Genomic DNA, 23,223 nt, shown 5'->3' on the forward strand with positions numbered 1-23,223 from the left:
GAACATGAGTCATGAAGTAAACGTAGTGGTCTGGAGCAAACAGGGCTGCTCCTATTGCGATGAAGTGAAAGGATATTTGCGGGAAAAAGCCGTTGCATACGAAACAATTGATGTGACAGAGCGGGATGAAATGCGTGACGTGCTGCAGACGAAGTACGGCATCCGTCATGTCCCCGTCGTTGAAATCGGCAGCGGTGACAGCCGTGTGTATCAGGCCGTTACTCAAGTCGGCATTGAACATGTAGAACGGGCGCTTGCCGATTACGAGGGGAAAAAGGGGGAGAGAAAATGAACCGGACGGATCTTATTCAATTCGGAGCCATGATTCACGGTGTCGGCGGCACAACGGACGGCTGGCGTCATCCCGACGCCGATCCGACAGCAAGCACGAATGCGGCGTTTTACAGACAAAAAGCGCAAACTGCTGAAAGAGGGCTGTTCAGCTTTGCTTTTATTGCGGACGGCTTGTTCATTTCTGAAAAGTCCATCCCGCATTTCTTAAATCGGTTTGAGCCGATCACTATTTTATCGGCGCTTGCCGCCTCTACAACCCATCTTGGTTTAATCGGCACATTTTCCACATCGTTCACTGAGCCGTTCACCATCGCAAGACAGCTGATGTCTCTTGACCATATCAGCGGCGGCCGGGCGGGCTGGAATCTCGTCACCTCTCCGCAGGCGGGAGCCGCGCGCAATCACAGCAAAGAAAGCCTTCCCGACCACAGCCGGCGCTACGCCATCGCCCAGGAACATGTGGACGTGGTGCGCGGCCTGTGGAATTCCTGGGAAGAAGATGCCTTCGTCCGCAACAAAGAAACCGGGCAGTTTTTTGACCCTGACAAACTGCATCGCCTGTATCATAAAGGCGAGTATTTTCAAGTGGAGGGCCCGCTGAATATCGGCCGGTCCAAACAGGGAGAGCCGGTTGTTTTCCAAGCGGGGTCTTCAGAAACCGGCCGGTCGTTTGCCGCGAGGAATGCAGATGCAGTCTTTACGCACTCCAATTCATTTGAGGAAACGAAAGCTTTTTATGATGATGTGAAGAAGCGGGCGGCGGAATACGGCCGGGACGCTTCCAAGCTGCGGATTTTTCCGGGAATCAGTCCGATTATAGCCGGCTCAAAAGAAGAAGCGGAAGCGAAATACCAAGAATTCGCCGAGCTCATTCCGATAGAGAACGCTGTTAAATATGTGGCCAGATTCTTTGACGATTATGATCTGAGCCGTTTTCCGCTGGATGAGCCGTTTCCTGATTTGGGCGACGTTGGGAAAAACGCGTTTCAAAGCACGACAGACCGTATCAAAAGAGAGGCGAAAGCCCGGAATCTTACGCTGCGTCAAGTGGCGCGCGAAGCCGCGTTTCCGCGAACCCATTTTATCGGCACACCGGAACGTGTGGTATCATTAATTGAAACATGGTTTCAGCGGGAAGCGGCGGACGGGTTTATCATTCACTCTGACATCCCCGGCATGCTTGAAGCCTTTGTGGATCAAGTCATACCGATCCTTCAGGAAAAGGGGCTGTACCGAAAAAGCTATCCGGCCGATACACTGCGGGGGAATCTCGGATTGGATATTCCGGCCTGCAGACCCAATCCGATTTTGAGCAGAAACTGAGGTTTCTGCTTTTTCTGCTGCTTGCCATTCCCGTCATTACAGCCTTTTCAAAAAAATATACTGATTTCGAGATATTATTGTTGCTAAATGATTTTTTTGTAACTATAATTATTACAGAACTGATCAGTATAAAAAAACATTCATATTTCATAATAAATGTGTGTGTAATCTGAAAACGAAAGGGCTGTTTATAATGGCAAAAGTACTTTATATCACTGCTCATCCTCATGATGAAAAGACATCTTACAGCATGGCGACAGGAAAAGCGTTTATCGATTCTTATAAAGAATCAAACCCGAATGATGAGGTTGTACATATCGACCTTTACAAAGAGAACATTCCTCATATCGACGCGGATGTATTCAGCGGCTGGGGAAAACTTCAATCCGGCACAGGTTTTGAAGAGCTTTCTGAAAACGAAAAGGCGAAAGTCGGCCGTCTGAACGAGCTGAGCGATCAATTCGCGTCAGCTGACAAATACGTATTCGTCACACCGCTTTGGAACTTCTCATTCCCGCCGGTTATGAAAGCGTACCTTGATTCCGTTGCTGTAGCCGGAAAATCATTCAAATATACAGAGCAAGGCCCGATCGGTCTGTTGACTGACAAAAAAGCGCTCCACATTCAGGCGCGCGGAGGCTATTACTCTGAAGGACCGGCGGCTGACATGGAAATGGGCCACCGTTACATCGGCATCATGATGAACTTCTTCGGCGTTCCTTCTTTCGACGGATTAATCGTTGAAGGCCATAATGCTGAACCGAATAAAGCACAGCAAATTAAAGAAGATGCGATTGCCCGCGCGAAAGAAGCCGGAAAATCATTCTGATCGTAAAAAAACCTCCCAGCTGACACGGCTGGGAGGTTTTTCATATTAAAGGGCAATCGTCCGTTTTTGTTCGCTGCTTTTCATCGCCGCTTCAATAACACGGATGACATCGATGCCTTCTTTTGCCGTAACGGGAAGCGGTTTTCCGTTTAAGATGCTGTCTGCCAGCAGTTTGTAGTACGTAAGGTAAGAGCCGTTCTCAGAGGGGATTGTTTCTGTATGCCTTTTCTCATCCGCTGCGGTTGTCAGCTCTCCGAAGTTGTCAGGATCATCGGCGCCCCAGCTGTCGTCAACCGGCTTTTTGCCCGCTAAAAGCGCATCTTCCTGCCCATCCATTCCGTATTTGATAAAGCTTGCATTCCGTCCGTGAATCTGATAGCGCGGGCCGCTTGCCGCATTCATGGAGCCGGATTGAAGGATGACCTGAAGTTTGCCGTAATGGAGCGCGGCCAGAAAATTATCAACGGTTTCGCTGTTGTCCCGCTGCTTCATCATATGTGCGGTGACGGATTCCGGCATTCCGAAAAGCAGAAGTGTCTGGTCAATAATATGTGAACCGAGATCATACAGCGTTCCCGTGGCGGGTCCGTTCTTTTCGCGCCATTTTTCCTGTACAACCGGGTTGTATAGATCGTAGCTGACTTGATATGTATGAATGTCTTGAAGCGCCCCGTCCCGAATCAGCTTTTGTATCGTTAAAAAGTCATTGTCCCACCGCCGGTTGTGATACACGCTCAGTAAGACGCCTTTATCTTCAGCCGTTCTTCTCAGTTCCTCCGCTTCTGCTGAAGTCGCCGTCATCGGTTTTTCCACGACGGTGTGTTTTCCCGCCAGGAGGCATTTCATCGCTGATTCATAATGCATTCCGCTCGGTGTCGTAACAATGACGAGATCAATGTCAGGATCACCGGTAATGTCTTCAATCGCGCGTACGGCTTCAACCCCCGGCAGATCACGTTTGACCTCCTCTGTTCTGGAGGTCATGACTTTTTTGATCTGATAATCATCAAGGACGTCCAAAAGCGGCGCATGAAAAACTTTACCCGACAAACCATATCCCAATATGCCAACCTGTATCGTTTTCAATGAATTTCCCCCTCTTGATATGTGATAACATTATATACCCCGCGGGAGTACTGGTAAAACTTGTGTGTTGAAAATTTTTTACACCGGATTTTCAAGTCTGTATAATGGAGATAACGAAGAAAAAACCGAGGTGGAAAATGGACAAACATACCGAGCATCAATCGTTAAATCATAAAAGCGCCAAAGAAAAAGATCAGATCCTGAACCGGCTGAAACGGATTGAAGGCCAGGTCAGGGGCATTCAGAATATGGTGGATAACGAACGATACTGCGTGGATATTCTCGTGCAGATTTCAGCCGTACAGGCAGCCATGCAGAAAGTCGCGTTTCATCTGCTGGAAGATCACGCCCATCACTGCGTAGCCGGCGCCATTGAGAGCGGAAACGGGGAGCAGGCGATTGCCGAGCTGCTTGACGTTGTGAAAAAAATCGCAAAATCGTAAAATAAAATGTTTTGAAATACCCTACAGGGGTATGGTAACATGAAGAAGAAAAAACAAGACGTGGAGGGAATCATCATGGAACAAAAAACACTGCAAGTCGAAGGCATGTCCTGTCAGCACTGCGTCAAAGCAGTAGAGACCGGAGTAGGAGAACTGAACGGAGTGACGGCGGTTCAGGTGAAATTGGAAGCCGGACAGGTGGATGTGACGTTTGATGAGAACAAAGTCTCCGTATCAGATATAAAAGACGCGATTGAAGATCAAGGTTATGACGTCGTATAGGATTTATCGCGCTGCGGAAACGGGCGCGGTTTTCTTTTATCATAATTATACCCCCCTGGGGTTTATGAAGAGAGATGAGGACATTGAGTGAACCGAAAGAAATGACCATTCAAGTGGGGGGCATGACATGCGCTGCCTGCGCTTCAAGAATTGAAAAAGGGCTGAAACGGATGGACGGCGTCAATGACGCTTCCGTCAATCTTGCGCTTGAGACTTCAAACATTTCCTATCACCCTGACAAAATCGAAGCAAGCGCCATAAAAGAAAAAATTGAAAAACTCGGCTATCACGTCGTGACGGAAAAAGCCGAGTTTCAGATTGAAGGCATGACATGGGCCGCTTGCGCCAACCGGATTGAAAAGCGCCTGAACAAAATAGGGGGAGTTGACAGCGCACCGGTGAATTTCGCACTGGAAACAGTCACCGTTGAATACAATCCGAAAGAGGTGACACCGAAAGAGCTGAAAGAGACCGTGGCAAAACTTGGCTACAGATTAGACGAGAAGAAAGCGGTTGATGGAGACGGCGGATTATCCCAAAAGGAGAAAGAGCAGCGAAAACAGCTGATCAGGCTGATATTTTCTGCCGTTCTCTCCTTTCCGCTTCTATGGTCGATGGTCAGCCATTTTTCTTTTACTTCTTTTATCTGGATGCCGGATATCCTGATGAATCCGTGGCTGCAATTCGCGCTTGCCACCCCGGTGCAGCTCGTCATCGGCTGGCCTTTTTATACGGGGGCGTACAAGGCGCTGAGAAACAAAAGCGCCAATATGGATGTTCTCGTTGCGCTCGGAACGACGGCCGCTTACGCATACAGCCTGTACATGACGATTGCGTCTCTCGGACGAGACGGACATGTTGAGGGGCTTTATTATGAAACGAGCGCCATTCTGCTGACTTTGATTTTGCTTGGAAAGCTTTTAGAGATGAAAGCGAAAGGCCGCTCATCAGAAGCGATTAAAAAGTTAATGAAGCTTCAGGCGAAGACGGCGGCGGTTGAGCGGGAAGGGAAGGTACAGGTGATTCCGATTGATGAGGTCCGGACGGGGGACATCGTATACGTGAAACCGGGAGAACGCGTCCCTGTCGATGGCGAAGTGATTGAAGGCCATTCCGCAATTGATGAATCGATGATTACGGGAGAGAGCATGCCTGTCGATAAGTCTCCCGGAAGCACCGTCACCGGGGCGACGATCAATGCAAACGGCTTTCTCAAAATCAGAGCGGTAAATGTCGGGAAAGATACTGCGCTTGCACACATTATTAAAATCGTGGAAGAAGCCCAAGGATCAAAAGCCCCCATTCAGCGGCTCGCGGATCACATTTCAGGCATTTTCGTCCCGATTGTGCTGGGGCTGGCCGTGCTGACTTTTCTCATTTGGTATGTATGGGCCGCGCCGGGACAGTTTTCTGAAGCGATCGGCAAATTCATCGCCGTGCTTGTCATTGCCTGTCCGTGCGCACTCGGGCTCGCCACTCCGACGAGCATTATGGCGGGCTCCGGCCGCGCAGCTGAATTCGGCATTCTTTTTAAAGGCGGAGAGCATTTAGAAAAAACACAGCGTCTGACGACAATCGTACTGGATAAAACAGGAACGGTGACAAACGGCAGACCTGTTCTGACAGATGCCGTACCGGCAGAGGGAATGAACGAAGAGGAACTCCTGCGGCTGGCGGCGGCCGCCGAAACGGGATCAGAGCACCCGCTTGGAGAAGCCATCGTGTCAGGAGCCGAAAAACGGGGGATTGCCATCCCGAAAATCACCCGGTTCCAAGCCCGGATCGGTTCCGGAATATACGCCGAGGCTGACGGCAGAACGATTCTTGCCGGATCAAGACGGCTGATGGAATCAGAACACATTGAACATGAGGCGCTGCTTCCGCACATGGCCCGCTTGGAGGCGGAAGGAAAAACGGTGATGCTTATTGCGGCAGACGGCAAAGCGGCGGGGCTTATCGCAGTCGCCGATACAATCAAAGAAACATCTCCGGCCGCGGTGAAACGCCTGAAGGACATGGGGCTTGACGTCATCATGATGACCGGTGACAACAAAAAGACCGCGGAAGCCATTGCAAAAGCCGCGGGCATCGGCAGCGTGATCGCCGAAGTGCTTCCCGAACAAAAGGCGGCGGAAATTTCCCGGCTGCAAAAAGAAGGCCGGCGCGTGGCGATGGTCGGTGACGGCATCAATGATGCTCCGGCGCTGGCTGTGGCCGATATCGGAATGGCCATCGGCACCGGCACAGATATCGCAATGGAAGCGGCGGATATTACGCTGATCCGCGGTGACCTGAACGGCATTGCCGACGCCATCGGCATGAGCAGGCTGACCATGAGAAACATCAAGCAGAATTTAGGCTGGGCATTGGGATACAACAGCATCGGCATTCCGATTGCGGCGTCCGGCTTTCTGGCCCCGTGGGTGGCAGGCGCTGCCATGGCGTTCAGCTCAGTATCGGTCGTGCTTAATGCTTTGCGTTTACAGAAGGTGAAAAAAGACAAAATGGGCTGATGCCTGTTTTGTCTTTTTTATTGACACTTTATTCAAAGCCTGCATATAATAGAGAAAACACATATATGAGTATATGTTCATATATATAAATTCGTTTAGCTGTATTGATGTTATGGGAATCCTATTACGGAAAGTAGGGTGAGTCGAAAATGAAAGCAGCCAAAGGTGAATTTGTATTAGACGGACTTGATTGCAGCAACTGTGCAAAAAAAATAGAAAACGGCGTAAAAGCCATTGACGGCATAGACGGCTGTGCTGTCAATTTTGCGGCAAGCACCATCACGGTCTCAGCCGGCGGCAAAAACGAGCAATGGATGAAAGACGAAGTCGCGAAAAAAGTAAAGTCCATTGATCCTCATGTGACCGTCCGTGCGAAACATGAAGATAAACCCGGCGAGAATGAATACCGCAAAAAGCTGCAGCTGATGTTAGTGAGGCTGGCAGCGGGAGCCGTTTTGGCCGTCATCGCTTACTTCGCGCACACGGGCGCCGTCCTTGAGTTTCTGCTCTTTTTTGCTTCATATTTGATCATCGGCGGCGATATCGTAGCCAGAGCGGGAAAAAACATTGTCCGCGGCCAGGTATTTGATGAGCATTTTCTGATGGCGCTTGCCACGATCGGCGCATTTGTGATTCATCAGTATCCGGAAGGCGTCGCGGTCATGCTGTTCTACCAAATCGGTGAATTGTTTCAGGGAGCGGCCGTCAGCCGATCCAGAAAATCGATCAGCGCGTTATTGGACATCCGTCCTGAGTACGCCAATGTGAAAACGGAAAACGGCATGACTGCCGTTCCGCCGCAGGACGTCAAAGTCGGACAGGTCATCGTCGTGAATCCCGGAGAACGGATTCCGCTGGACGGAAAGGTGCTGAGCGGTTCTTCGATGGTTGATACATCCGCTTTAACGGGCGAATCCGTGCCGAGAAAAGCGGAGCCGGGGCAAGATGTGATGGCCGGATTTATGAATCAGAACGGCGTGCTTCATATTGAAACCTCTAAAGGATATGAAGACTCTGCCGTGTCAAAAATATTGGATCTGGTCGAAAATGCGGCCGGACGTAAAGCGAAAACGGAAAACTTTATTACGAAGTTTGCCAAGTATTATACACCGGCCGTTGTCATTGTTGCGGTGCTTCTCGCCTTTTTACCGCCGCTTCTCGTGCCTTCAGCGGCGCTATCCGACTGGGTGTACCGCGCGCTGATTTTCCTTGTGATTTCTTGTCCGTGCGCACTCGTCGTCTCCATTCCGCTCGGGTTTTTCGGCGGTATCGGGGCTGCGTCTAAAGCAGGGGTGCTCGTGAAAGGCAGCAACTATTTAGAAGCGCTCAATCAGGTGGCATACGCCGTGTTTGATAAAACGGGAACCTTAACGAAAGGCAATTTCGCCGTTACTGATATCAAGCCGGCGGCGGGATTTACGAAAGACAGCCTGCTTCATGCGGCCGCGCTCGCAGAAGCCCATTCCAATCATCCGATTGCTTCTTCCATCCGTGAAGCTTACAATCAACCGCTCGCGGCAGACGAGATTGAAGAATATGAAGAAATACCCGGACACGGCATTCGGGTGAAAATCGGCGGATCAACGATTTTGGCCGGAAATCAAAAACTGATGGCAAAAGAACAAATCGCTTCGGGCACAGCTGAAAACAACGGAACCGTCGTCTATGTCGCCGTTGATCAGCGGTATGCGGGGGCGATCGTGATCGCCGACGAAATCAAAGAGGACGCCAAACAGGCCATTGCCAATTTAAAAGCGCTCGGCGTGAAGCGGACAGTGATGCTGACGGGTGATTCAAAGCAGACCGGAGAAGCTGTCGGCCGAGAGCTCGGTATTGATGACGTGTACACAGAGCTTTTGCCGGGTGACAAGGTAGACCGCGTCGAAGAACTTGAAGCGGCGCTTGCACCGAATGAAAAACTGATGTTTGTCGGCGACGGGATTAATGATACGCCTGTGCTTGCCAGAGCTGACATCGGAGCTGCCATGGGGGCTCTCGGCTCTGATGCCGCCGTCGAAGCGGCCGATGTCGTCCTGATGACAGACCAGCCGTCAAAAGCAGCCGAAGCCATCCGGATTGCACGCCGCACACGCCGGATCGTCTGGCAGAACATCGGATTTGCTTTAGGCGTAAAAATCATTTTTCTCCTGCTTGGCGCATTCGGATTTGCCACCATGTGGGAAGCGGTCTTTTCAGATGTAGGCGTCACGCTGATCGCCGTTGCCAACGCGATGCGCGTCATGAGAGTGAAAGCGGAATAATTGTCAAAGATAATTCGTTTTTCAGGGTTTTCTTAAACAAGGTTGTCTTGGTAAAATAGAGAAGCGGGCCATCCGGCATCCGCTTCTTTTTTATTTTAAAAACAATGAGGTGTCTGAGTGAAAAAGAAACAATCGTCTGCGAAATTTGCGGTGATACTGACGTTAATCGTTGTCGTTTTATTTGCGGCCATCGTAATTATTAACAACCAAACGGAAAAAGCGGGCGAAACAGTCGCCGAACAGCCTTCCATTAAAGGACAGCCCGTGCTCGGCAAAGACAGCGCGCCTGTTACGGTAGTTGAATTCGGAGATTACAAATGTCCGTCATGCAAAGTATTTAACAGCGATATCTTTCCGAAAATCAAAAAAGATTTTATCGATAAAGGCGACGTGAAATTTTCATTTGTGAACGTCATGTACCACGGAAGCGGCTCGCGTCTGGCGGCTCTTGCTTCAGAAGAGGTGTGGAAAGAAGACCCGGCATCATTCTGGGCATTCCATGAAAAGCTGTTTGAACAGCAGCCGTCAAGCGAACAGGAATGGGTCACGCCTGCATTGCTTGAAAAAACGGTCAAAAGCACCGCGAAAAAGGTTGATCCTGACAAGCTGAAGGAAAACCTTGATAAAGAGACATTTGCAAAAGAGCTGAAAGCTGACACTGACCTGAATGATAAATTAAACATTACGGCGACACCGACGATTTACGTTAATAACAAAGTGATTAAAAAATTCTCTGATTATGAGGAGATTTCAAAAACGATTAAGAAAGAGCTGAAAAATGAAAAATAGAATCGTATTTTTATATGCTTCTTGGGTGATAGCTCTTGCTGCCATGCTCGGCAGCCTATATTTCAGCGAGATCAGAAAATTCATACCGTGCGAGCTGTGCTGGTATCAAAGAATTCTCATGTACCCGCTTGTCCTGATTTTAGGAATCGCCACCTTCCAGGGTGACACGCGCGTGAAAAAATATGTGCTGCCGATGGCCGTCATCGGCGCGTTTATATCGATCATGCATTACCTTGAGCAGAAGGTCCCCGGTTTCAGCGGCATCAAGCCGTGTGTCTACGGCGTGCCTTGCTCTTCTGAATATATTAACTGGTTCGGTTTCATTACCATTCCTTTCCTGGCATTGACGGCATTTATTCTCATTATGATCTGCATGTGTTTTGTCAAAACGGAACGCACGGCAAAATAAAGAGCCTGCTCCATAGGAGCGGCTCTTTTTCTATTATTTGTACCAAGCTTTGTTTGTCTCAATCTGTCTGTTATGGGAGCTGTCCCAAATATCCACGGAATAGGCATAATCATAATTCATGACGCAGCGGATGCCGCTGCCTTGGGCGTCATGCTGAAGTCCGAAGTTATGGGAAAACTCGTGCTGTGCCGCTTTCGCCGTGTTGGCCGTTCCTTGATCAAGGTTCACGCTGAAAGCAGGGCCGCTCGGTTTGCCGTTATATACATACGCGATACCGCCGGCGTCAAAACTTGATTTTGCGGTAAAACCGACGACAAAATGATAATTTTGATTTCTGAAGCTGCCTTGGAGATTCGATAAAATCTGAGAACTGTTTGAGCCGGAGGAATTCCAAGCCTGCACGGCCTGTACGACGAAATCAATGTTGTGATCACGGTTAAAAGCGACATCCGCCTGCTCCACGATCTGGACGATTCGCGTTTGCCAGTCGCTGTATTTGGCGCGGTATTCAGCGTCCGCCACCGCCAGCACTCTGACCTTCTGGCTGCCCGTACTGGCTTTAGTTGAGGCTTTATCCTGACTGACATTGGCATTAAATCGTTTCGTGCCGACCTGCTTGCCGTTTTCATCCAGAATTTTTGTGTCAACCGTCTGTTCAACTTGGACCGGGCCCTTCAGATCTTTAAAATGATCGGCTTTCGGAAGCGGGTCTGTATACACCGTTTTCGCCGGCTCCGCATGAGTGTGCGAATGTGTATGGCTTTCGGCTGACGGCAGGCCGGGAATGAATCCGGCGGCCAATAAAACAGGAAAAACAAGTGAACTGATTTTCATCTCATAACCCCCTTTTTGTTAGAGAAAGTATTCAATGAAACTTCTAATAAACCTTCCATTAAAGTATAAAATAGGAAAATACTCTCGCTCTCAGCCGTTGCGGGTGAGGTTGTCCCGGATTAGGAATCAGAATCTTTCAAAAATAAGGTTGATTTTAAGAGAAAGCGATTATAAAATCTAATGGTCGTCAGAAAATTTAACAAATAAAAAGGAGCATATGGAATGGCCTGGGAGCTGCTTAGTGTAATCGGCATCATTGCGTTTGCGGTCAGCGGAGCGATTGTTGCGATGGAAGAGGAGTATGATATTTTAGGCGTGTATATTTTGGGGATTGTAACGGCGTTCGGCGGAGGAGCCATCCGAAATCTGCTGATCGGTGTTCCGGTCTCCGCCTTGTGGGAGCAAGGCGCGTTTTTTCAAATCGCTCTCGCATCAGTTACGATTGTCTTTTTGTTTCCGAAGCTGCTGTTAAGGCATTGGAGTAAATGGGGCAACCTATCCGATGCCATCGGGCTTTCGGCGTTTGCCATCCAAGGCGCTTTATATGCCGTGAAAATGGGCCATCCGCTCAGTGCGGTGATTGCGGCAGCGGTCCTGACCGGCAGCGGGGGCGGCATCATACGGGATCTGCTCGCGGGCAGGAAGCCGCTTGTGCTCAAGGCGGAAATTTATGCGGTCTGGGCCGCGCTCGGAGGGTTAATCGTGGGCCTCGGCTGGGCCGGGGATGCCGCCGGTTTGTATGTGCTGTTTCTTGTGCTTGTGGCATGCCGCATCTGCAGTTATGTGTTCAGGTGGCGCCTGCCGAATCGTTCCTATCATATAGATCAGTAAAAAACCGATTTCACAAACGAAATCGGTTTTTTTTCATAACGGCTTCTGATAAAAAAAGACGCCCGATATGATAAGAAAAAGGGTATTTGACCATAATGCTGAATAATATGTTGCATATATGTTTGTATGATGAAAGCCGGATTTGTCAGCTTGATGTCGGAGGTGCCGCTGATGGCAAAACGTGATAAAGAGTGGAAAGAAGAGCAGGAAAGAATCAATTTTGTCATGAAGGAACTGGAACAGAAACAAACTCATCTTGAAGCCTCATCGGGCGGATTGAAGCAGGATATTGTGGGCTTGAGAAAAACGTTTTGGGATGATGTCACCGTGAATATGGATGATGCCCACGAAGCGGCTGAGACATTTTCAAGCATTAAACAGCAGGCAGAAATGCTTTCTGAACGTGAACGGACTCATCGGCTTCAATACCGGCAGCTTCAAAAAATCCAAAAGCTGAAAACCTCTCCTTACTTCGGCCGTGTCGATTTTACGGAAAAAGGGGAGTCCTCTTCCGAGCGGATTTATATCGGGCTGACTTCTTTGATGGATGAAAACAACGAGCAATTTCTCATTTATGATTGGCGCGCGCCCATCTCATCTCTTTACTATCAATATTCCCCGGGAAAAGCCCGCTATGAAGTTCCGGAAGAAACGATAGAGGGAGACATCACACTGAAGCGGCAGTTTATCATTAAAAACGGGACGCTTAAAGCGATGTTTAACACGGATATGACGATTGGTGACGAAATGCTGCAAGAGGTGCTGAGCGGTCATTCCGGACAGCATATGAAAAACATCGTGTCAACCATCCAAAAAGAACAGAACGAAATCATCCGGGATGAAAAAAGCAAATATCTCATTGTTCAGGGAGCCGCCGGAAGCGGGAAAACATCCGCGGCGCTTCAGCGGGCCGCTTACTTGCTGTACCGCGGGCGCGGGGTGCTTGATGCCCGTCAGATTGTATTGTTTTCCCCGAACATTTTGTTCAACAGTTATGTGTCCGCCGTATTGCCGGAATTGGGAGAAGAGAATATGGAGCAGGCCACCTTTCAGGAATATATCATCCGCCGGCTTGGACGAAAGTTTGATTGTGAAAGCCCGTACGAGCAGCTTGAATATTGCCTGACTGAACAAAACCAGGACGCACTTTCCGTAAGGATCGCAGCCATTGCTTACAAAGCGTCATCAGCTTTCCAGGCCATGATTGACCGCTATGCCGGCTCGCTTTCCGGCTCGGGCCTGATGTGTAAACAGATCAGCTTCCGGGGAGACATCCTGATTTCAAAAGAGCGGATTGAAGACTATTTTTATTCGCTTGATCAGCAGCTGCCGATTCCGAACAGAGCGGAGCTGACAGCGGAATGGCTTCTCGCGGAAATCAGCGCTCTCGAAAAAAAGGAGCGTAAGAAGGAATGGGTCTTGCAGGAGAGCGAGCTGCTTGATAAGGAAGACTATGCTGAAGTTTATCAAACACTCAAGAAGCCGGCGGCAGATGATGAACCTGCATTTGACGACCATCAGCGCGAACAGCGGCTGCTTGGCGCCATTATTGTCGGCAAAGCCTTTAAACCGATTAAGCAGGCCGTCAGACGGCTCGGCTTTCTCGATATAAAACGGATGTATCTCGGGCTGTTTTCAGACTGGGGAGCTGATGAAAAGCCCGATCATTGGGAGAGCATCGGCGCTTTGACCAGAAACGCATTTGCAGAACGGTCACTTCCGTATGAAGATGCCGCCCCGTATCTGTATTTGCAGGATCTGTTAGAAGGAAAAAGAAAAAACACACAAATGAAGCACGTCTTCATTGATGAAGCGCAGGATTATTCCCCATTTCAGCTCACGTATATTCAAAGCATCTTCCCAGCGGCAAAGATGACGGTGCTCGGTGATGTCAGCCAGTCGATTTATGCCCACACCATTACGGGCCCTTCTTCCCTCGCCGGCTGCTTTCGCAATGGTGCAGAAAAGTATGTCAGCCTGAAGCGGACTTACAGATCGACGCGGCAGATTGTTGAATTTACGAAAGCGCTGCTGGCTGACGGCGATGATATTGAGCCTTTTAACCGGAACGGGGAAAAACCTCGTGTTTTGCGGACGGATACAGAAAATGCGCGGCGGGAACAATTGGCGGATACAATCCGGGAGCTCAGACAAAAAGGCTGGGAGACGGTCGCCGTCATCTGCAAAACGGCCGCGGAAGCCAAAAAAGTGTTTCAGGCGGTCAGCGACGGGAGCGGTGTCCGCTTGATCAATAAAGAAAACCAGCCTTTTCAAAAAGGGGTATGCGTCATTCCCGTGTATTTGGCAAAAGGCATTGAGTTTGACGCCGTCATTGCCGCTGACGCCTCTGCTGCCCAGTACAAAAGCGAACATGACCGTAAGTTGTTATATACGGCCTGTACGCGGGCGATGCATCATCTGACCGTATTGTCTCCGGGAGAACCCTCTCCTTTTATAAAAGAAGTGCCCGCCGGCTTATTCGTGTAAGCCCTTTGCCAAGTGCAAAGGGCTTTTTATCATTAGTAATCTTAATCATTGTCATCATGATTATATATTTTACTTACATACAAACTTTCGGTAAAGTTTCAATTAGAATATTATTTTGACAATTCCTATAGAAATAACGTACGTTACGTTTAATTCCTTGTGAGGTGGATATCGTTGCAACTTCAGGTCATGAACAGTCCGTTTAATCAGGAGCAGGCAGAGCTCCTTAACCGCCTTCTGCCGACCTTGACAGAATCACAGAAAATCTGGCTGAGCGGTTATTTGGCTGCGGCCCGGTCCGAATCCGGTGAAACAGCCGCACCCGCTGCCCCGGCTCCAGCAGAAAGCCCGGCAGTCTCAAGAGAAGTGACCGTATTATACGGATCGCAAACGGGAAATGCGGAAGGTCTTGCGAAACAGACGGTAAAGACGCTTGAGGAACGGGGATTCCAGGTCACCGTCGCGTCGATGAACGATTTTAAGCCGAATAATCTGAAAAAAGTAAACAATTTACTGATCGTGGTGAGCACGCACGGAGAAGGCGATCCGCCGGATAACGCGCTGGCCTTTCATGAATTTCTTCACGGCAGACGCGCGCCGAAGCTTGAAGCGCTCCGTTACTCCGTTTTGGCGCTCGGGGACAGCTCGTATGAATTTTTCTGCCAGACCGGCAAAGAGTTTGACGAGCGTCTTCAAGAGCTCGGCGGCACCCAGCTTGCGCCGCGGGTTGATTGCGATCTTGATTATGATGAGCCGTTTGCGGAATGGCTTGACGCGGTCATCGGCGGTTTGAACGAAGGAGCGGGAAATCAAACAGCCGAAGCGCCTGCCGAGACGCCGGCTCTCGGTGAATCCGTTTATTCCAGAACGAACCCGTTTCGGGCGGAGGTTCTTGAGAACATCAATCTGAACGGACGCGGTTCGAATAAAGAAACACGCCATCTCGAGCTTTCGCTTGAAGGATCGGGCCTCGCGTATCAGCCCGGAGACAGCCTCGGCATCTATCCGGAAAATGATCCGGCGCTCGTTGATGAGCTGATCAATGAGCTGAAATGGGACCCAAAACAGGAAGTGGCGGTGAATAAACAAGGAGAGCGCCTCCCGCTGAAAGATGCGCTTACTTCTCATTTTGAAATAACCGTCTTAACAAAACCGTTCCTGCAAAAGGCCGCACAGTTTACGGCTGACCAAAAGCTGAGTGAACTTCTGGCCGAAGGAAACGAAGAGCAGTTGAAAGCATACATCAACGGCCGTGATCTGCTTGATCTCGTCCGGGATTTCGGTCCGTGGGAAGCTTCCGCGGAAGACTTTCTTTCCATCCTGCGTAAAATGCCGGCCCGGCTCTATTCGATCGCAAGCAGTTTAGAAGCGAATCCGGAAGAGGTGCATCTGACAATCGGAGCGGTCAGATATGACGCGCACGGCAGAGAACGAAAAGGCGTCTGCAGCATTCTGTGTGCGGAAAGACTCCAGCCGGGAGATACGCTTCCGATTTACATTCAGCACAACCAAAACTTCAAGCTGCCGGAAAATCCGGATACACCGGTCATTATGGTCGGGCCGGGGACAGGCATCGCGCCGTTCCGTTCCTTTATGCAGGAGCGTGAAGAAACCGGAGCTGAAGGGAAAACATGGCTGTTCTTCGGGGATCAGCACTTTGTCACTGATTTTCTGTACCAGACGGAATGGCAAAAATGGCTGCAAAACGGTGTTCTCACAAAAATGGACGTCGCTTTTTCCCGGGATTCGGAGGAAAAGGTATATGTGCAGCACCGCATGAAAGAACAAAGCAAAGAGCTGTATGAATGGCTGCAGCAGGGAGCCGCCGTATACATCTGCGGTGATGAACAGCATATGGCGCATGACGTGCACCAGGCGCTTCTCGATATCATTCAGGAAGAAGGCGGCATGAGCCGTGAAAAAGCGGAAAGCTTCCTGGCAGACATGCAGCAGAAAAAACGCTATCAGCGTGACGTATATTGATTTTGGTTTGAAAGGAGCTTATTCAGCATGGTGAACAACATTTTAAAAGCGCCGGAAGGCCCTCCAAGTGATGTTGAGGAAATTAAAGAAAAAAGCGATTATTTGCGCGGCACATTGAAAGAAGTCATGCTCGACCGGATTTCAGCCGGCATCCCGGACGAAGACAACCGGCTGATGAAGCATCACGGAAGCTACTTGCAGGATGACCGCGATCTCCGTAATGAGCGTCAAAAACAAAAGCTTGAACCGGCTTATCAGTTCATGCTGCGCGTCCGGATGCCGGGCGGCGTGTCAACTCCGGAACAATGGCTTGTCATGGATGAACTGGCGCAAAAATACGGAAACAATACATTGAAGCTGACAACGCGTGAAACGTTCCAAATGCACGGAATTTTAAAATGGAACATGAAAAAAACGATTCAGAAAATCAATGCGGCGCTGCTTGATACCATTGCGGCCTGCGGAGATGTCAACCGAAACGTCATGTGCGCTTCAAATCCGCACCAGTCTGAAATTCATGCGGAAGTATACGAATGGTCGAAGAAATTGAGCGATGACCTTCTTCCGCGCACGAGAGCCTATCATGAAATCTGGCTTGATGAGGAACGTGTGGCGGGCACTCCTGACACGGAAACGGAACCGATGTACGGGCCGCTGTACCTGCCGCGGAAATTCAAAATCGGAATCGCCGTGCCTCCGTCCAATGATATCGATGTCTTTTCTCAAGATCTCGGCTTCATTGCCATCGTGGAGGAAGGCAAACTTATCGGATTCAACGTGGCAATCGGCGGCGGTATGGGAATGACGCACGGCGATACGGCCACTTATCCGCAGCTTTCAAAAGTCATCGGCTTCTGCAAACCGGAGCAGCTGTATGATGTAGCGGAAAAAACCATTACGATTCAGCGCGATTACGGAAACCGTTCCGTCAGAAAGAATGCCAGATTCAAGTACACCGTTGACCGTCTCGGGCTGGAAAACGTAAAAGCCGAGCTGGAAAACCGCCTCGGCTGGCAGCTGGATGAAGCGAAACCTTATCATTTTGACCATAACGGCGACCGTTACGGATGGGTGAAGGGCGTAAAAGGTAAATGGCACTTTACAATGTTTATCGAAGGCGGCCGCGTCACGGACTATGAGAATTATAAGCTGATGACGGGATTGCGTGAAATCGCCAAAGTCCATACGGGAGATTTCCGTCTCACCTCTAATCAAAACCTGATTATCGGCAATGTCTCGAGCCAGAAAAAGAAACAAATCAGCGCATTAATCGAACAATACGGTCTGACAGACGGCCGGCAGCATTCCGCCCTCCGCCGCAGTTCAATGGCTTGCGTCGCGCTTCCGACATGCGGGCTCGCCATGGCCGAAGCCGAGCGGTATCTGCCGAAATTGATTGATAAGATTGAAGCCATTGTTGACGAAAACGGGCTGCGGGATGAAGAAATCACCATCCGTATGACCGGGTGCCCGAATGGCTGCGCCCGCCATGCGCTCGGCGAAATCGGATTTATCGGAAAGGCGCCCGGAAAATATAATATGTATTTAGGAGCGGCGTTTGACGGCAGCCGTTTGAGCAAAATGTACCGGGAAAATATCGGTGAAGAGGAAATCCTGAGTGAGCTTCGCACTATTCTCCCGCGCTACGCGAAAGAGCGTGAGGAAGGCGAACACTTCGGCGATTTCGTCATCCGCGCGGGCATCATTAAAGCGACGACAGACGGCACGAATTTTCACGAATAAGATGAGCACTTAAAACCAAGGATAGAGACACACTGACGGTGCGTTCTCTATCCTTTACTAAGCAGCATAAGCGCTGCACCGCGTCATGAAACAGATGACGCAGCTTGCGAAAAAGCCTGTTTTCAGAGAAAACAGGCTTTTTCTTTTTCCGGAAAAAATGTAGCTGAAGGCAAAAAAAGTTCGCCGTGAGCACGTTATGAGAAATTTTAAATAAAAACGGGTAAAATAAAAGAAGAATGGTTGCGTACGGAAAATATATTGAATCTGCCCGATCATCGGCTCAGGCCTTTGGCAAAGGCAGAGAACAGGCAATAATGATATGATGCAGCAGATGAAGGAGGTCATGCTTTGGACATATTTTTAGTCGTACTCGTACTTTTAACCATCATCGCGATCTCAAATATCGTAAATCGGTTTGTCCCCTTTATCCCGGTGCCTCTGATTCAGGTGGCGTTCGGTATCATTGCGGCGTCATTTCCGCAGGGGCTTCATTTTGAACTGAATACTGAATTGTTTTTTGTTTTGTTTATCGCTCCGCTGCTTTTTAACGATGGAAAACGGACGCCGCGTGCGGAACTTTGGAATTTAAGGGCGCCGATTTTGCTGCTTGCGCTCGGGCTCGTGTTTGCCACGGTGATTGTCGGCGGTTACACGATTCATTGGATGATTCCGAGCATTCCGCTGGCTGCCGCGTTCGGGCTGGCGGCGATACTGTCACCGACTGACGTTGTCGCGGTCAGCGCGCTGTCAGGGCGAGTGAAGATGCCAAAAGGCATTCTGCGTCTCCTTGAAGGAGAAGGACTGATGAATGACGCATCCGGCCTGGTCGCTTTTAAATTTGCGATTGCGGCAGCCGTGACGGGCGCATTTTCGCTGGCGCAGGCCGCCTTCAGTTTCGTTCTGATTTCAGCCGGAGGTTTACTCAGCGGTGTTGTCATTTCTTTTTTGATTATCCGTTTCCGGCTGTTTTTGCGCCGCCTCGGCATGCAGGATGTCACGATGCATATGCTGATTCAAATTCTGACGCCGTTCGTCATCTATCTCGCGGCTGAAGAAATCGGCGTTTCCGGCATTTTAGCGGTTGTGGCCGGCGGCATCACGCATGCGGTGGAGCAGGACCGTCTTGAATCAACGATGGTCAAACTGCAAATCGTCTCTTCAAGTACGTGGAATATTATTTTATTCATTCTGAACGGTCTTGTTTTCGTTATTTTAGGTGCGCAAATACCGGATGTGGTTTCTGTCATCTTTAATGATACCGCGTTTAACAATATGATGGTCATCGGGTACATTATCGTCATTACGCTGACGTTAATGATTCTCAGGTTTTTGTGGGTGCTGTTTTTTTGGAATGGCAAGTGGTTTTTTAACAAGGATCAGAGCATTTATAAACCCGGCCTGCGCTCGACCCTGCTGATTTCGGTTTCAGGCGTCAGGGGAGCGGTCACGCTTGCGGGTTCCTTTTCCATTCCGTACGTGCTCTCTGACGGCTCGCCGTTTCCTGAACGGAATTTGATTCTCTTTTTAGCCGCGGGTGTTATTATGTGCACATTGGTGCTGGCGACAATCGTACTGCCGATTTTGACAGATAAGCCGGAAGACAATGTGAAAGAGAAGAAAGTCAAATTGCTGACAGCGAGACGGAAGCTGATAAAAGCTGCCTTAACCGCCATTAAAGAAAATATGAATGAGACAAACAAAACGGCTTCTTTTGCGGTCATTGCCGAATACAATGAGAAAATGAAAAATCTCAGGTTTCAGCAGTTCACCGTCAAAAACCGCACGAAAAAAGATGAGCGGAAAGTCCGCGCCCAAGGGATACAGGCTGAACAGGAAGAATTGCTGCGGCTGATTGAGCGGGGCGACATACCGGAAGAAACGGCTGACAGCCTTCAGGAACGGTTTGATGAACTGGAAGTGCTGTATACGAATCCGTTTAAAGTCGGCTTATCTAAGAAAAAGCTGAAACGCCTGATGTACTGGATCTTTTTCGGTGAACAAAAAAAGCCGGAAATGTCGATTTTAAATGAAGAAGGCCTCATCCGCACCACAAGGGTTAAAACGGCAAAAGCGGCCATTGAAAGCCTGAAAAAACACATGACTGAAGAAAATAAAGATGTGACGCTTGCCGTCATTTCCTTTTACAATCACTTGATTTTCAGGCTGGGGCACTCGTATCACGAACAGAGTCCGAGCCGCCGTTTTGAAAATCAAAAACTTGAAATCAAACTGCGGGCCGTTCAGGCCATCCGCAACGAAATCCAAACATTATTCGAAGAGCGGGAAATTTCCCGCGATATGTCACATGAGCTTCGCCAATACATCAATGATGTGGAAGCGGCCATGCTTGACGGAGGTGAATAAAAAAAGTCCGGCATCTGTTCGCCGGACTTTTTTTGATTACGGACGATGGAATTCGACGTGATCGCCGTCGCGGTCAAACCAGCCTCTGAAGGCCCAGTTGATCCAGCCGCCATCACCTTTATTGGTGAAGCTTCCGTCTTCAAACACCCAAATGCCGTACGTGATGCCGTCATAAACGGCGGAACCGTAAAACTGAACGCCGTTAAAATGATCTTCATATTCCTGGCTTAAATTAAACACCATGACGTTATATTTTTGTCCGGAAGCGTAGAATGAAGATTCCATTAAGTTTTTGACGAAGCCGTCACGGTTTTGCGCCGACTTAATCGCGTCAGCAATCGAATTGCCGATGCCGAGCAGGTCAACGTCAATGTTTAATCCGACATCTTTTGCTGAGACATCTGATGATTGCTGTGCCATGTTTTGAGGGACCGGGGTTTCTTTTGCGGATACAAAGGACAGAGGAGTCAGAGACAAAGCGGCGCCAAGGGCAACGGTCATCGGGATACGCATACGTTTCATATGATTTCCTCCTTCAATTGTGTGGTGGCTACAGTAGCGATTTACCCGGACAGTTACCCGGTTAACCGTAATTTTTGAAAAATAGGAAAATAATAACGGCAGTGGTGCTTGGGCACTAAAGATGGTTTTTGTGATAACGATGAGCGTATAATTGGTTTCTTACGGCGGAAATGTGAGATAATAATAACCGTTTACATAATGACTAGAAAGGATGGTTCAACGTGGCAAAAAGCTTAAAAGATACTGTAAAGCTTCATAATGGCGTTGAAATGCCGTGGTTCGGCCTTGGCGTCTTCAAGGTGGAAAACGGAAGCGTAGCGGCGGACTCCGTCGAAGCGGCAATCAGAAACGGCTACCGCAGCATTGATACGGCGGCTATTTATAAAAATGAAGAGGGTGTCGGCGAAGGCATCAGAGCTGCGGGCGTTGCCAGAGAAGAGCTGTTCATCACGTCAAAAGTGTGGAATGAAGATCAAGGATACGAAACGACACTTGACGCGTTTGAGAAAAGCCTTGAGCGCCTCGGCCTCGATTACCTCGACCTTTACCTGATTCACTGGCCGGGCAAGGATAAATATAAAGACACATGGCGCGCTCTTGAAAAGCTGTACAAAGACGGCAAAATCCGCGCCATCGGCGTCAGCAACTTCCAAGTGCATCATTTAGAAGAGCTGCTGAAAGATGCTGAAATCAAGCCGATGGTCAACCAGATTGAATTCCACCCGCGCCTGACTCAAAAAGAAGTAAGAGATTTCTGCAAAGCGCAGGGCATTCAAGTGGAAGCTTGGTCTCCATTGATGCAGGGACAGCTCCTCGATAACGAAGTGCTGTCACAAATTGCGGAAAAACATAACAAATCAGTTGCTCAAGTGATTTTGCGCTGGGATCTTCAAAACGAAGTCGTTACCATTCCGAAATCGATTAAAGAGCACCGCATCATAGAGAATGCCGATATTTTTGATTTCGAACTGTCACAGGAAGAAATGGAAAAGATCAGCGCATTGAACAAAGACGAGCGTGTCGGCCCGAATCCGGACGAGCTTCTGTTCTAAGAAAAAACAGCCCTTTACGGGGCTGTTTTTCTTTACATAAATGTCTGTGTCTGACGTTTTACGCTGAACCTGTATGCGGCTATTAATAACAGGGCGGCGGCGAAGGCTCCCAAAATGATGATGTTCAGCATCAGGCTTTGGAGCGTGCGGCCGTGCTGCAATTGATCGACCGTATCGAGCACCCAGCGCTGAGGCAGAAATTCGGCGATTGTCTGCACCGTTTTCGGCATAATATTGCTCGGAAAGAAGCAGCCGGCGAGCAAGCATGTCGGCACGACGATCAAATTCAAAAGCGCCGATGTTGAAGCGCTGCTGTTGGAAAAACCGACGGCAATAAAGGCGATCCCGATCGCGCTTAATGCAAACAGCATCATCAGGACGAACAGCTGCCACAGCGGGAATGACGGATGAATATGAAAAGCGGCGCCCATAAAGAGAACGGCGAATAGAATTTGGACGGCCATGATAATGATATTCACCGCCGCGTTTGCCAGTACATACTGCTTTGATGTGATCGGCGTTGACAGAAGCCTGTAGTACGTCCTGTTTTCCCGCTCTTTAATCATCAGTTCCGTCAGGTTGCCGGCGGAATAGAGCATAATGATAATGAGATACCCGATGACTGAGTAAGTCATTTCTTTATGGTTCGATGTATCTTGTAAAACAGCGGACTCCGTTTGAATGGGAGAATGCTTGAAATCGGCGTACATCTCCTGAAAGGCCTTTGCGTCTCCGCCGGAAGATTTGCCGATTGAGGCGGCGCTGTTCATATAATTGTACAAATAAGAGCTGACATATCCGGTGACCTGGGCGCCTTTCAGCGAGGTCATGCCGATGTGAGCCGGTTTCCCGTCTTTTACGCTTTGGGAGAAGCCTTTTTCAAACGTAATGAGCGCCTCCATTTTTCCTGAAGCGATCTTGGATGTGGCGGACGCAGCCGTTTCCTCCGAAATCTTCACATGATCCAGTCCTTTTAAAAACGTGACCGTATCCTGTGCCACTTCTCCGCCGTCCTGATTGAGAATGCCGATATTGAGCGTTTCGGCTCCGCCGTTGGCATTGGTCATGAAGGAGAGGAAGACGCCGATCAGCGGAGCCCCGATATAAAGAATGAGCTGTTTTTTACTTTTTGTAATCCCTTTGAGAGTGTGTGCAAACAGCCACCAGAAGTTTTTCAT

19 protein-coding genes are annotated in these 23,223 nt (G+C 49.3%); 15 read left to right on the forward strand and 4 right to left on the reverse strand.

Features of this window, described 5'->3' with window-relative positions:
* Positions 1-4: 4 nt before the first annotated feature.
* From RUW00_RS11855 to azoRB, 3 genes are all read left to right on the forward strand, one after another.
* A complete protein-coding gene (locus RUW00_RS11855) occupies positions 5-292 on the forward strand; it encodes a glutaredoxin family protein (protein ID WP_021494131.1) in 288 nt (95 codons plus the stop codon).
* A complete protein-coding gene (locus tag RUW00_RS11860; protein ID WP_280144629.1) occupies positions 289-1,617 on the forward strand; it encodes an LLM class flavin-dependent oxidoreductase in 1,329 nt (442 codons plus the stop codon). The genes RUW00_RS11855 and RUW00_RS11860 overlap by 4 nt, the downstream gene beginning before the upstream one ends.
* A 193-nt stretch (positions 1,618-1,810) precedes the next feature.
* Positions 1,811-2,446 carry an FMN-dependent NADH-azoreductase AzoRB gene (gene azoRB / locus RUW00_RS11865; RefSeq protein WP_003151719.1) on the forward strand — a complete coding sequence of 212 codons (636 nt, stop codon included), beginning with the start codon at positions 1,811-1,813 and terminating at the stop codon, positions 2,444-2,446.
* A 45-nt stretch (positions 2,447-2,491) separates the two neighbouring features.
* On the opposite strand, the gene RUW00_RS11870 is transcribed toward azoRB, so the two are convergent.
* A complete protein-coding gene (locus RUW00_RS11870; RefSeq protein WP_280144628.1) occupies positions 2,492-3,532 on the reverse strand; it encodes an oxidoreductase in 1,041 nt (346 codons plus the stop codon).
* A 137-nt stretch (positions 3,533-3,669) separates the two neighbouring features.
* On the opposite strand from RUW00_RS11870, the gene csoR reads away from it, so the two are divergent.
* From csoR to RUW00_RS11900, 6 genes are all read left to right on the forward strand, one after another.
* Entirely contained in the window at positions 3,670-3,975 is a 306-nt protein-coding gene (gene csoR / locus RUW00_RS11875; RefSeq protein WP_003151723.1) for a copper-sensing transcriptional repressor CsoR, read from the forward strand.
* A gap of 75 nt (positions 3,976-4,050) precedes the next feature.
* A complete protein-coding gene (gene copZ, locus RUW00_RS11880) occupies positions 4,051-4,257 on the forward strand; it encodes a copper chaperone CopZ (protein ID WP_015240581.1) in 207 nt (68 codons plus the stop codon).
* Positions 4,258-4,340: 83 nt separating this feature from the next.
* Complete coding sequence (locus RUW00_RS11885) at positions 4,341-6,770, forward strand: heavy metal translocating P-type ATPase (RefSeq protein WP_280144627.1); 2,430 nt, start codon at positions 4,341-4,343, stop codon at positions 6,768-6,770.
* A gap of 149 nt (positions 6,771-6,919) precedes the next feature.
* Positions 6,920-9,031, forward strand: coding sequence for a heavy metal translocating P-type ATPase (locus tag RUW00_RS11890; RefSeq protein WP_280144626.1), 2,112 nt, complete (start codon positions 6,920-6,922; stop codon positions 9,029-9,031).
* A 117-nt stretch (positions 9,032-9,148) separates the two neighbouring features.
* Positions 9,149-9,820, forward strand: a complete 672-nt coding sequence (gene bdbD / locus RUW00_RS11895) for a disulfide bond formation protein BdbD (protein WP_032869683.1) — start codon at positions 9,149-9,151, stop codon at positions 9,818-9,820.
* Positions 9,810-10,229 carry a disulfide oxidoreductase gene (locus tag RUW00_RS11900; protein WP_014305812.1) on the forward strand — a complete coding sequence of 140 codons (420 nt, stop codon included), beginning with the start codon at positions 9,810-9,812 and terminating at the stop codon, positions 10,227-10,229. The genes bdbD and RUW00_RS11900 overlap by 11 nt, the downstream gene beginning before the upstream one ends.
* A gap of 33 nt (positions 10,230-10,262) precedes the next feature.
* Here the strand turns inward: RUW00_RS11900 and RUW00_RS11905 are convergent, their stop codons facing one another.
* Positions 10,263-11,063: a zinc-dependent metalloprotease gene (locus RUW00_RS11905; protein WP_031378345.1), complete on the reverse strand. Its 801-nt coding sequence runs from the start codon at positions 11,061-11,063 to the stop codon at positions 10,263-10,265.
* Between the two features lie 222 nt (positions 11,064-11,285).
* Between RUW00_RS11905 and RUW00_RS11910 the strand changes: the two genes are divergently transcribed.
* The 5 genes from RUW00_RS11910 (at position 11,286) to RUW00_RS11930 (ending at position 20,471) form a co-directional block, all read left to right on the forward strand.
* Positions 11,286-11,894: a trimeric intracellular cation channel family protein gene (locus tag RUW00_RS11910; protein ID WP_007410017.1), complete on the forward strand. Its 609-nt coding sequence runs from the start codon at positions 11,286-11,288 to the stop codon at positions 11,892-11,894.
* A 171-nt stretch (positions 11,895-12,065) separates the two neighbouring features.
* Entirely contained in the window at positions 12,066-14,381 is a 2,316-nt protein-coding gene (helD, locus tag RUW00_RS11915; RefSeq protein ID WP_280144625.1) for an RNA polymerase recycling motor HelD, read from the forward strand.
* A 174-nt stretch (positions 14,382-14,555) separates the two neighbouring features.
* Complete coding sequence (locus RUW00_RS11920; protein WP_280144624.1) at positions 14,556-16,364, forward strand: assimilatory sulfite reductase (NADPH) flavoprotein subunit; 1,809 nt, start codon at positions 14,556-14,558, stop codon at positions 16,362-16,364.
* A gap of 27 nt (positions 16,365-16,391) precedes the next feature.
* Positions 16,392-18,107, forward strand: coding sequence for an assimilatory sulfite reductase (NADPH) hemoprotein subunit (gene cysI, locus RUW00_RS11925; protein ID WP_021494124.1), 1,716 nt, complete (start codon positions 16,392-16,394; stop codon positions 18,105-18,107).
* Positions 18,108-18,455: 348 nt separating this feature from the next.
* A complete protein-coding gene (locus RUW00_RS11930; RefSeq protein WP_280144623.1) occupies positions 18,456-20,471 on the forward strand; it encodes a Na+/H+ antiporter in 2,016 nt (671 codons plus the stop codon).
* A 36-nt stretch (positions 20,472-20,507) separates the two neighbouring features.
* On the opposite strand, the gene RUW00_RS11935 is transcribed toward RUW00_RS11930, so the two are convergent.
* Positions 20,508-20,993 carry a hypothetical protein gene (locus RUW00_RS11935; protein WP_025649280.1) on the reverse strand — a complete coding sequence of 162 codons (486 nt, stop codon included), beginning with the start codon at positions 20,991-20,993 and terminating at the stop codon, positions 20,508-20,510.
* 221 nt (positions 20,994-21,214) lie between these two features.
* Between RUW00_RS11935 and RUW00_RS11940 the strand changes: the two genes are divergently transcribed.
* Complete coding sequence (locus RUW00_RS11940; protein ID WP_007410023.1) at positions 21,215-22,045, forward strand: aldo/keto reductase; 831 nt, start codon at positions 21,215-21,217, stop codon at positions 22,043-22,045.
* A 32-nt stretch (positions 22,046-22,077) separates the two neighbouring features.
* Here RUW00_RS11940 and RUW00_RS11945 read toward each other — a convergent pair whose 3' ends face one another.
* A complete protein-coding gene (locus RUW00_RS11945) occupies positions 22,078-23,223 on the reverse strand; it encodes an ABC transporter permease (protein WP_233662451.1) in 1,146 nt (381 codons plus the stop codon).

It is taken from the genome of Bacillus sp. IS1 (assembly GCF_032461585.1).
Classification (GTDB): Bacteria; Bacillota; Bacilli; order Bacillales; family Bacillaceae; genus Bacillus; species Bacillus velezensis.